This is a genomic window from Leptospira inadai serovar Lyme str. 10 (assembly GCF_000243675.2).
GTDB lineage: Bacteria > Spirochaetota > Leptospiria > Leptospirales > Leptospiraceae > Leptospira_B > Leptospira_B inadai.
On sequence record NZ_AHMM02000006.1, the window covers coordinates 67,298 to 79,586 of the forward strand.

Annotated in this window: 4 protein-coding genes; all 4 read right to left on the reverse strand. The window is 46.5% G+C overall.

What is annotated here, in order from left to right; genetic code table 11:
• Nucleotide 1: 1 nt before the first annotated feature.
• Nucleotides 2-4,795, reverse strand: a complete 4,794-nt coding sequence (locus LEP1GSC047_RS01090) for a DUF6603 domain-containing protein (RefSeq protein WP_010412815.1) — start codon at nucleotides 4,793-4,795, stop codon at nucleotides 2-4.
• A 2-nt stretch (nucleotides 4,796-4,797) separates the two neighbouring features.
• Nucleotides 4,798-7,317, reverse strand: coding sequence for a hypothetical protein (locus LEP1GSC047_RS01095; RefSeq protein WP_020988075.1), 2,520 nt, complete (start codon nucleotides 7,315-7,317; stop codon nucleotides 4,798-4,800).
• A 129-nt stretch (nucleotides 7,318-7,446) separates the two neighbouring features.
• Nucleotides 7,447-9,897 (reverse strand): hypothetical protein, encoded by a 2,451-nt coding sequence (locus LEP1GSC047_RS01100; RefSeq protein ID WP_010412813.1) that lies wholly within the window; start codon nucleotides 9,895-9,897, stop codon nucleotides 7,447-7,449.
• 10 nt (nucleotides 9,898-9,907) lie between these two features.
• Entirely contained in the window at nucleotides 9,908-11,467 is a 1,560-nt protein-coding gene (locus LEP1GSC047_RS01105) for an SAM-dependent methyltransferase (protein ID WP_039933873.1), read from the reverse strand.
• Between the last annotated feature and the right edge of the window lie 822 nt (nucleotides 11,468-12,289).

The following is a 12,289-nucleotide window of genomic DNA, read 5'->3' on the forward strand; positions in this document are numbered from 1 at the left end:
GTTAAGAATATATTTTCGGAGGGATCAAGAATGCGTTATCGGAACCCTTCGAAAGGTTCGATAAATCGAAATCTCCCGGTGCAAAGCCGAAGGCGGAAAATAAGGCCGATCTCGCATCTGCGGTTTGAGAGATCGTCGTAATAATCTTTTCTCTTCTTTGTTCCGGATTTAGATTTCCTAGATTCGGTTCCGTCACGGTTTCCCAATCATAGGCGTTTAGGATCGGGTCGTCCGCGAACTCCAATCGGAATACGGGGATACTAGCGGTGACTGCCGGGTTCGGAATCGGTTTAGGAGCGATTTCATAACCCATTAGAATTCCTGAAAGTATCGCTTTTGAATTCAGGTCGGCACTTATCGACTGACCCCAAAGGGAATCCGGCACGTTCTTATAGAGCGGTATTAAAACGAAATCTCCTTCCGCGCTTTCCCCGTCCCTAGTGATGGTAATCGATGCCGCCGAATTTAGAATGTCGGAACTTTTTCGATTCATCGGGGCGATTCCGAACGTAGGATTCTCGCTAGTAAGAGTATCTTTTCCGAAAGAGGTCTTTCTCAATGGAATCGAAGTCGCAAAGGAAAGATGTAATGTGTGCGGGTTGATCACCCACTGCACTTTCGACGAAGTATCCTTGCTTAGATCTTTGACGATTCCCGATGTCGCGGTTATTTCGAAACCACGGGTTTGTCCGTCCTGTTGCGGCAAGAAGGACGTTTTAAATTCCGACCATTTGATCGGATCGGGATGTTGTCCGCTGTCGCCGAAGCTGATCGAGAATGAAACGATCCATAGATGAATTTCCGCGACTCCGCTAAAATCCGGCCCCCAGAAATGTATGTCCGCACCGATATGGACGGTGATCGTGATATGTATCGTATAGAACAGTAGGTCTATCGAGAATCGATAAGAAACTCCGATATCGACTCCGCAATCCGCGTCGTAATGAAAGGGTTTCCAACGAAGTAGAAAATCGACGTAAGCCGAAAACCAAGCGCTTAAATCCCCGCAGCTCCAGACGGCTTCCAGTCCGCCACCCGCCATTAGATATCCGGGAGTGAGAGCAAAATAAGAATATCCTTGAATGCTAATATTCGATCCGATTTGCCAATAAATGCCTAGACGCGGTACGTTCGGATAATGGGACGGAACTTGGAAACTCGGATGGTATCCTCCGAAAGTCACCACGAAATCTCCGGCGTGATCCCCCCCGAGCCAGACGAAGTACGCGAATCCTCCCGTTAAGTGACAATCTTTCGACAATACGTAGGAACTCGGCGTCAATTGCGCGCTGATTCCGAAGAATCCGTTTTGAGGATCGAAAGATGCCTTGAGCGCCATTTGAGCTTCGGCTATGGGATTCGAAACACCTTGCGGAATCGTCAAGGTGGATAATCCGACGAGATCCAATTCGAAATGATCGCCTAACTGGGCAGTGGCGAGTGCGAACGAATCGATCATCTGGAATGTCAGAAATCGTATACCTGCCGCAAACCAATATTCGCCCGACTTCGGAACGGTGATCCGATTTTCATCCAAATACTGAAGCATCGCAACCGGATCGGAATTCGCGGAAGATTCCGAGCCCTCCGCAATCTGCACGAAGGGAAAATTCCGTATTTGATCCACGTCGGGAACATTCAGAGTAAAGTTATAACCGAATCCGCCGGCTAAGCCCATTACATAGAAGTAAGGAGGTCCACCGAGCGGCTGGGAATAATCCAGATACACGAAGAAGGAAACCGTTCCGTTCCGGTTCGAATACGCGCCTAACGCGGAAAGTTCAAATTGCGTGAGGCCTAGGATCGCCTGCCCTTCGTACAATCCTTCTGCAGCTTTCAGGAATCCTCCTCCGATCGTAACGGGCGGATTGGAATAAGTTATGCTTAATCCTTCGAGCATGAAGCTAGGTTGAAAATGATCGAATGGACTCGTAACACCTAATCCGGCTAAGCCGATTTCTATACCGCCCATACTTAGGTACGCATCTAAGAGAAACGTGACTTTCGAGTTTTCAAATCGGACTCCGATTCTTTGCAAGGTGACGGAACCGAGATGAATATTCAGCGCGAACCATTTGGTTTTATCGACCGTACTCCGCTGCGCAGGGGTGATGGGATAATTCGGCGGAAGCGGAGTGGCCGGATCGACCGGAAAATTATTTCCAGCACCTCCTACGGGTGGCCCGTCCAAAGGCAGAGCGAGCGACATTACGGAGCTTCCGAGTTGTACGTGCGTGGAAAAGTTTTTTCCTTTATCGATATCCTTAACAGGAGGGATTAAGGCACCTTGCGGCAATCGATTGACGAGAGTGCCGATCTCATTCTGGGTGAATTTTCTAGAGGCGATCGCGCAAGCGATGGATTGCAATTTCATCGCTTGTATGGAGTTGATTTCCGAGCCGACCAAAGGAAAACTAGCCGCATCAATATTGATCTCCACTTCGAAATCGAGTATATAATCCCAATACGTATTCGGAGGAGATTGATACGTTCCTGAGTTGATGGAAGTTAGATAATCCTGCATACTTCCTAAATACGTATCCGCAGGATCGTTTTTTTCCGCAAAGAAGCTGAACCTTCCTAACAACGTGGTCCCGTCGTAAACGGCTCCGGATGTGATGAAATATTTGTTCGCGTTGCCTACGTTGAATTCGAGATAGAACTGCTGTAAATTCAGATCTCCTACCCACATCGGGAGGTCGACACCGATCCAGCTTCCGAATTTTTCGATAAGCTTCCCGAACGGAATCGGCGTATTCTGTTGTTGTAATTTAAAGTTCCATTCTGTAGACGGTTTTCCGGTTTGCAAAGAGAGGCTCGAATCGTACGTTCCCGAAAGCACAAGACCGACTCCACCCACGTCCAGAGTAATGCTAATACTTGCCGTACTGGAATAAATGCCTTTCGTCGGATCGGTAAGTTTGCGCTGGGCTTGAAACGAATCTATCTTTAAATCCAATCCTGAAAAGAATTCGATCGTATCCGAAGATCCGCCCTGGATGTTAAATTCTTTCGTTTTAGGCGTGATTTTTACGTCCAGATTTTGGATCGTAAAGTCCGGAAGTTCGAGCGGTATATGAATTTCATGTAATAGTTGATCGATCAGCCAAGATACGTTGATCTGCGGAATCTGTACTTCGATGCTGAGGGAAGTCCCCCAGTCGATCTCCACATCCAGATTCCAATTGCCGATTAAAAGAATCCCAACGATCGAGCCGGTACTGCTAGGATCGCCGGATGGATCCCCGTCGGGAGGACCATATTCCCCTTGGATTCCGAGTTGGCTGAGTACGACAGGAAGGTTCCCGCCGAAATCGATTTCCCAATCGGTAGTGCAGTCTATTTCGAATGAAAATGAGGAATCCTTAAAATTCCCATCCAGTTCAAAATCGACTATATCGATGTCGGGAAGTTCTTTCGTGGAAAAGAAACGGTTGATCAGCTCTCCGGCATTAAGGCTTTGGTCCGCCTTCATGGATACGAAAAAACCGCCGGAGGAAGGATCTAGAGATGTGTAAAATTCCGTTCCGCCTAAAATCCAATCTCCCGCGATTGAGAGCGTAGAGGTCGCGGAATCCGAACCTTGCGGATAATATCGGTTCCAAATAAGCGTTGGAGTGATCTGTACTTTATCATGAAATAAGGAAATCGGTTTTTCAGTCGTTATGTGAAACTCAAGAGTATCCAATCGCATCGGAGAAATGGAAATTCCTAGCTCCAGATAGTTCAGAGTAAGCTGACCTAACTCATGCCCCGCCGGCAGCATTGTAGCCAAATCGGAAAGACCTAATAAATTTTCGATTTCGGAAAGAGTAATTCCTTTATCAAAAATTCCTAAAATACGAGCGCTCGTAGAACCGATTCCGGTTTGCACGATCAGATCGAGACCGCTTCCTTCCGAACCCAGATAAACCTCGAAAAAGAATCCAGGAGGAGCTCCACTGATGTTCTCCAATCCGGAGTAAATACAAAGTCTTCTCAGTTCTATCTTTAGTCCGCCGATACTTACGGAAGGATACAGCTTCGTAGTAACGTCTTGAAGGCTATGACCGATGAGTGCGCTCCCGGATCCTTGGTCGTCTACTCCGATGACACCGAAAATGGAAAGCGTGTTCAGATCCGGCCGAATGAGTTTGACCTCGTCCCAAAAATCCCCTTCGGCCTTGATCGTCGAAGAAAAATTGAATCCGGCTCGTAGGAGTTCCAGGCCTAATGTGGGATCCGAGGAGAGAGTCGTAAGAAGTTGCAGTCCGGGCGTTTCTGCCTCTTCGTTTTGCACCCGCCAAAAATCGTAGGAACTAAATCGGGTTTGAATATCTTGGAACGATATTTTTCTAAGGAATGATTCCTGGGCTCCTTCCGCGAGCATATCCGTTTGGTAATTCACATACGGGGGAAGATAAGGATATAAGGAAAGGATGTCCCATTCGGTGGGCAAACCTTGAAAATCGATGACGCATTCTATAACGGTTTCGGTGGGTTTGGTGGAATCCCTAGATGCATAAAATTGAATTTGCGCTCCCAAATTCTGGAGCTGTATTCCCTTGTTTTGGAAGGGGATCAGATCGATTTTACCACTTACCGTAAAATTGCCGGTCGATGTGTCCTGCGCACCTACTTGAATGGAGCCGAGTTTTAAATGGTCCACATTGAACACAGTATTCCAAATCTTCGGAAGGTGGTCCTGTCCGAGGAAGTTTTGGTCGATGAGAAGATCTCCCGCCGTATTTTTTGTACGGTTAAAAAGATCCGTCAGAAGTTTCAGAGCAAAGGTTTGGGTTTCTACAGTAGGCATGGTTAAGACTGAAGTACTTTAATTAATTTGGCAAAGGTCGTTTTGATCGGTTCCGGGATTTGGTTTTGGATCTGATCCCCGAGTATGATTCCGCTTTCGTCGTCGAACTTAAATTTATCGTACACCGGTTTACCCGTACCTGCGGTTACGAAGGTTCGCACCGCGCCCGGATCTTTTTTTTTCTTTTGCTTTGCGTCTTTATAACCGGGCGGAAACGCTTTGAATGGTGCAAAATCCGCCGCGGTGCAATCGATGGGTGGCACGGTCTTCGCACAATCCCGAAATAATCTGTCCAAGAACCTGGATATCAGAGAGGCATTGTATTCGTATTTTGCCAAGGGATCCAAGAGAGAGACCTTCCAATCCACAAACTCTTCTAAAATTAGAAATTCATTATAATCGAAGCTTTGGCTTTGCGCGTCGTACCAATGATCGAACACTTTCTTCCCGCCGTGATAGACCTTATAGCGCATCATGTGTGCGGTCGGTAGCGGAAATTCCTTGAAATTGGCAAGGGGCTTTTTAACGTCCCCTCGATCCGCGGGCGCATCGTCGGAGTCGGCTCCGGTATACCAGACTGTCTGTGCGGGAAGCATGTATGCCGTGATTTTGGCCGTGAGTCCTTCGATTTTCCTTTTTCTCTGACCCGTTTCGATCGCAAGCTGCTCGGTATTACAATGTTTGCTTCCCGATACGAAATTTTGCGGGATATCCGGGCCTCCATCTCCATGACCGTAGAGATGGCACCATTCTTGATCGGTTATGACTCTCAGGGCTTGAGATCCGCCTTTGGGGACGGGCAGATTTTTGAAATAGGGAGTCGCTTCCTGATACTTATCTAAAATTTCAGTCTTTAATACCGTGTCTTTTTGAGCGAGGTAATTGGTTAAATCGGTGGCAGGGAGACTGCTTCCGGAATCGCCGGGATTATTCTGAGTAAAGTATGCATCATAACCCGTCTTGAATGTGTCTCCGGATTGGTCTTTCTTAAATTTTTTATTAAAAAGAAATTTGCCCATGACGGTTCCGGCGTTTTCTCTCTCCATCGATTGTCTGTGGCTTAACTTGACTCCGGACGCGTGCTTAGCGTCTTCGCTCCCTTTCATTTTTTTCCTGGTCAAAAGTTGCTTCCCGATATATTTAAAATTCTTAATAGGTGTTTCGAATACCCTTGGAGGGTCATAGCCGGCTAGAGGTTTGTTCTTTCTTTTTACATCCGCTCCCTTGAATCTCTTGAAATAAAAAATAGGAGGAAATTGATTGGAAGATTTTTTGATAGGCGGAACGGTTTTATTCTTTATAATTCCGTAAAGCATCGCTTCCGCATCCTTGGATAGCCATGCAGCCGGTTCGTATGTCGAAGAAGGTGTATTGGTTTTGAAGACTCGATCGGCTTTGGTGGACACGATCGCAGATTTATCTTTTGCTTCGATCGGCAATCCGATCGCATAAGCAATGAATGAATTTCCGCTCCAAAGAATCACATTTTCATTTACGTTATCCGCTCTTCCCCTTCCTCCGACGCCTCCTCCACCCAGACTCGGGATAAAACGTCCCAGTATCGCGGCGAGTACGCCCGCTTGGTCGACCCAGTAATACGGGGTTTTGTTGGCCAGACTCGCCGGTACGGATTTGGTAAGGGCTCCCACAGTTGTTGCTTTCAACGATAGGGCATCGATCTTTACCGGATCTAAGCCGGAAGACTTTTTGATGGTAAGTGCGGTCGCGAGTAAAGCGTCGTATTCTTTTATCGTCCCGTCCAGCCATCGCAGCAAAAAGAGTCCTTGGGCGACCTCTCCTTGGTTCTTAGGAGTTACCAAATTCTTAATATTATATTTAGCGATTCCCTCATTTCCTGCAATGGGATACCAAGTGCCTTGGTCTATCCCGGAACTGAATAAATTCGTGTATATTTGGTTACCGAAGACTAGATCTTTCGGATTCGTAAAATTGACGTACCCCGCTAATCGTTCCTTAAAATTCACTATTTCCCGATTCGGTAATTGAACCAAAGCATAAGCACTTTCTAAATTCAAGATGGTTAGGTTCCCGAGGATTTGATTGTCCGCAGCACCGTACATGATCGGTTCGTCGTCGGAAGAAAATTCAAAAAGAAAGAAGTTCATTAACCGGTCGGTAAACGAGAATATATACTCCAACTGAGCGGCTTCGAGTTCGCTCAGGTTGGGTCCGACGGAAGCGATCGTAAGTTTGCAAGGGTTTGCCTCCGGGTTAAAGGCGGGTAGATTCAGTTTTGTGGCGTCGTCCGTTGCCGGTAGGTCGTCGATATTTTGGGTATTTTTATAATAGTTTAATGCAATTTGGATAAAGTAGGAAGGAACGAATTTAGCGGCGATTTTTTGGATTAAATTCGTTTTGATGTAGGCGGCACTCATTCCGCCCACTCCGTCCAATTCCGGGAAGGCATTCATGAAATCTCCCGTTATTCTGTCGGCGTCGTCATAAAGATATACGGTGGAATAGTTCGAATCAACGTAATAAGGGTAAACGGAAAAGGGCATATCGTTTTATCCTAGCCGGTCGGTTCTTATTTTCCGATTCGAATCGATAGGAAGACGCCTACGGTTCGGAATCGGAATAAAGTACTTTATAAATATTTTAACTATCATGAATCTTCTTTTTCTTTACGGTTACTGCGACTTTGCTATGATTTGCAAGAAAAGATTTTGCACTATCCGAGGCAGGCTCTTCGTGGCCAATAGAGAGAGTTTCTCGTCGAAAATGAATTGCTCTAGGACCGTTTTCCCCTCTCCTTGTAGAAATAGGACGACGGTATTTTGCCGATCCGTTTTTTTGGATTTTGCGGTTTTATACCCGGAAGGAAAGTCGCAAAACGGCTTCAATGCGGCATCATCGTACGCTATGTCGTTGGTCTTACAGTCTTTGAATAGCCGATCCAAGAACCTGGCGATAAGTGACCCCCTGTATTCTAAAGAGGCTATATCGTCTCCAACCGAAGTCTTTCGGTCTACGAACTCCTCTAATATTAAAAATTCATTATAATCGAAGCTTTGCGCCTGTGCGTCGTACCAATGATCGAATGCTTTGCTTTTTTTGGCGTCATATACCTTATATCGCATTACGTGCGCTAAGGGAAGAATGTCTCTTCCGTACTTAACGTCCGCTTCCGTCCCGGCGTTGAACCAGATATCGCTGGTAGGAAGCAGATAGGCGGTGATTTTGGCGGTAATCCCTTCGATTTTTCTTTTTCGTTGCCCGGTTTCGATGGCGAGTTGTTCGGTATTACAATGCTTGCTCCCCGAAACGAAGTTTTTGGGGATATCGGGACCTCCGTCCCCGTGTCCGAATAAGTGACACCACTCCTGGTCCGTTACGACTTCGTAATACGGATCTTTCTTTAATAAATAAGGGACGTCGGTTGGGAATGTCCGAATGGCGTCGGTCGTTTCCCCGTCTTCACTAGCCGTGTAATTGGTGAAATCGGTTGCAGACAGGCTACTCCCCGGGAAAGGCGCGTGATACTTTTTGGTATAATAGGTGATGTACTTGTCCGAAAACGTATCGTCTCCGTCTACATGCATCCCCTCGGAGAATTTCGTGGAAAATAAATACTTCTTCATTACCGATCCGGCGTTCTCCCGTTCCTGGGATTCGCTATGCTGCAGCGGTAATCCTTTTGTTTCTTTCGTGTCGGAATCAATTTCACCTTTCATTATCTTTTTATGAAGTATCTTTCGGTTTGCGCCCTCTCCTATGGATTTGAAATTTTTTCGAGGAGGCAGATTCATGAAAACCCTGGGCTTTTCATAAACCTTGGGTAAATTTTTTCTCGGGACCACCGTCATTCCCACCATCTTTTGTTTCTTGTAATAGCCAAGTTCTTCCAATATTGGGTAAGCGGCTAGAGCAATGGAAGACGTCGATTTCGATTTTCCCGTCGTAAAAAACTTTTCCATCGGCGTATTCGTAATGAAAAATCCGGATGGATTAATACCGGAGAATCCTAGATAATTCTTTAACGGCAATCCGATCGCGTAGCCGGTAGCAATATTACCGGTCCAGAGGAATTCGTTTTCATCCGGGGAATCCGCTCTTCCCCTTCCTCCGACGCCTCCGAACGTTTCCGGAATATATTCCCCGAGATAAGCGAGTAGGTTTCCCCCAGTATTGTAATAATAAACTCTTCGGTTCGTTAGAAGGCTAGCGTCAACCGAGGTCCTGCTGATCAGAGACGGTATTCTATCCACGTTAAAGTCTTTGGAATTAATGAAATCAATCGTACTTAAAGCGCTTGAATAATCGCCTCCTTGCGAGAAAAAGATCGTAGTCTTTAATTTTGTCTGTCCTTGTTGATTCAGGGCGCCCGATCCTATCCCGATTAAGTTGATTCGATCCAGCACTGTATTGTCGTCTCCGAGGCGTACAGGGTACCAGTCGCTCGGTTTTGCCCGATCTACAAACAGCACGTTCGCGATAGTTTTGGTGATGGTAAACCGGGAGTATTTTGCCTTCTCACCGATGAAGTCGGAGAAATCGATGCACTGCTTCAAACCCTTGGTGAATAGTGTATTCTGCCTCGGAATTTTCCGAGATAGCTCTTGATTGGTCGAAAGGGCATAGGCGCTCAGTAAATTGAAAATGACCAAGTAGTCCAATACCGCATCTTCCGAAGTTCCATAAACCAGATTCTGCCCCTTCGAATCGACGACTTCGAAAGAAAAGAAATTCATGATTTGATCGCTGAGGGTCAATACGTATTGTAGTTGTGCGAGACTTAAAGTTGGATCCGGTAAGCTTGCAGTTATCGTAATAATACACGGATCGCCTGCGGAGAAATCTAATCTCAGTTTGGTTGTCGCGTCTCCGTCGGGAAGATTTTCGTCCCCTTGGATCGATGCATATGCAGTGACCGCTAATTGTAAGAAGGGGAGTGGGGAACTATTTCCCTGCGCTAGCGGGCTTACAAGATTCGCTCGAATTGATTCTTGCCCGATGGTAGCAATTTGCGGAAATTGAGCGATCAGAGCTGCGGTGGCCGCCTGCAGTACGGATGCATCGTTTGTTAAAATCACTTTTTGATCGTTTGCATCAATATAATAGGGACGAAAAAAAGTAGGCATCGGTTTTTCCTTATTGAAAAACGTTTTCCTGTTCGTTTCCGTTTCGTAACGGAGTCAAAGCAGGAATCGGAAGATCGGGGTGTTTTGCGCGAAGCTCGTTCAAAAGGATGATTCCTTCATCGGGCTGTCCAGAATCGATCAGGCATAAGGCTAGATTGAATTTCGTATGTAGGTTCTCTCCGTATCTTTCTAGGGATTCGCGGTAGGCGGATGCCGCTTCCGAGGATTCCCCGATTTTTCCGTACACGGTTCCCAAGGCAAAGGACACGTCCTCTTCGGTATCGAAAAAGTTCTTTTGGCGAATGAAAAAAAGCCCTCGCTTCAACGCTTCGATTTGCGAAACATCCGACGGACCACTATCCAACTGATTTATAATTTTATCATAAAACATTAGGAAAACTTTCGGATCCCAGCTACTGATTTTTAAGCAAGAGATTATTTCTCGTAATGGAACTATCTCGGTCAGTTTTTCCCAGCTTCTTCGAAGATAAACGTAATCGTCCAAAGAAAGTGTGCGATTGATTCTACTATATTCTCGATCGACGTTCGCGAATTTCGATTCGAGTGGGGTATAAATGTTCAATCTCAAATAGTCCCGCTCTTCCGTATCTTCCCAGACCTGCCAATCTTTATTGCGAGCCCATTGTCCTATCGCGTGAAAGTTTACGGGTGTCGAGATACTTCCGTGCTCTACCGGCCCTTGGGCGCGAAAGGGAACTAGATCCTCGATCGTGGAGGTTCCTTTATCACAAATAATAAATATACTCTTCCGGAATCGTTCCGACAAAGTCTCCATGCATCGGAATGCCGTCGTGGGAAAGGAAAGAAAAAGCTCTGCGTCTCCCGTTCGATACGTCCTTAAGATTCGGTTCCAGCTCGCATCCTGATACGGGCCATCGTTCCAAACTCTTTCTTCCAGTCGGATTTGGATTTTGCCGAGGTTGTAGGGATCGGTCTCGATCCAAGACGATTCGGAATGCGAGGTGCAAACCCTGACTTCGTAAAGGCAATCGTTTCTGACTTCGAAGAGATCTTGGGGAACTCCATCGAACACGTAGTTGGCGATGAAAACGTAAAGGCAGTTCGGCTCCTCCAAAAGAGAGGACCCGTTCGATTGCAAACGGATATCCTCGGGCCTTTCCAGGTCATATAATGCGGAATCTATAATTTCTTTTTTGAACCATGACCGGAGAGCCGGATGCTTTGGGTATTCCCGAATATTAGAGAGGGTAAAATCGGTTAAGATGTATAGAAAATCATTCTTCCGGATTCGTTCGGGTCGGATCCTCTCTAAGGCGCAGAGGAATAGATGGGCAAATTTACCGGTGCCCGCCCCTAATTCGATGATTCTTATTTTGGGCTTCGGGTCGGGAAGATCTTCTAGTAGTGAAAGCAGCAATTCCGCCTGAGTACACGCGGCAAAAGAATTCGATGTTCCGTAAAAGGGAACCTCGCCGTCGAACCAGGCTTTTTGGCCTCTTTGTTCGAAGTAGTTTCGCTGGTATTTCCATACTTTCGATTCCGAGAGACGGACGTTTGTTTCGAGAATTGTATATGTCTCTTTCTTCATTCCGGTCGGCATCGTCCAAACAATAGATCGTAGCGGAGTCACCAATGTGCTAAATAAGAATAAATGTAAATATTTTTATTTATTTTATCTAAAATTCCTTCTTTTGTGGCGCTTTCAGAGGACAGAGGTCAGAGGACAGAAGACAGAAGCTGCTCGAGGTTGGAAAAGTTACAGAAGTAGAGGAAAGATCCCCTGTACGCAGGAATCTTTCTCCGGAAGATGGAAATCCTGCTCATCAATATTCTGTCCTCAGCACGGGCGGCCCCCTTCACTTCCGTTCGGGTCACGCTGCTCCGGGCTTCGCATTCGCTACGGTCTCAGCGACTATTTTCTCTTAACATAAACCGTTATCCGCAAGCGCTGCGACTGCTTCGCACCCTACACATCGTTGCCGCTTTCAGAAGACAGAGGTCAGAGGACAGAAGACAGTAGCTGCTAGATGTTGGGAAGGCAGCGGGGTTAGACGAAAAATCTGCTGATAACGGAGGAATCTTCCTGTAGAACATGGAAACTCTGCTCATCAATGAACTGTCGTATTCAGAAGACAGAGGACTGAAGACGGACGCGCTCGCTTTGCTCACGCTAGACAGTAGCTGCTAGATGTTGGAAAAGCTACAGAAGTAGAGGAAAGATCCCCTGTACACAGAAATTTTTCTCCGGAACATGGAAACTCTGCTCATCAATGTTCTGTCGTCAGCCGTCTGTGCGGGAGTTCACATAGAGAGCTTCGAATTTTGGTCATGCGCGATTTAAGGCCCTGCACATCTCCGGTGCGGTACTAGGACGTACTAGTCGATTATTCAGCGGGCCCCCACCCTGATT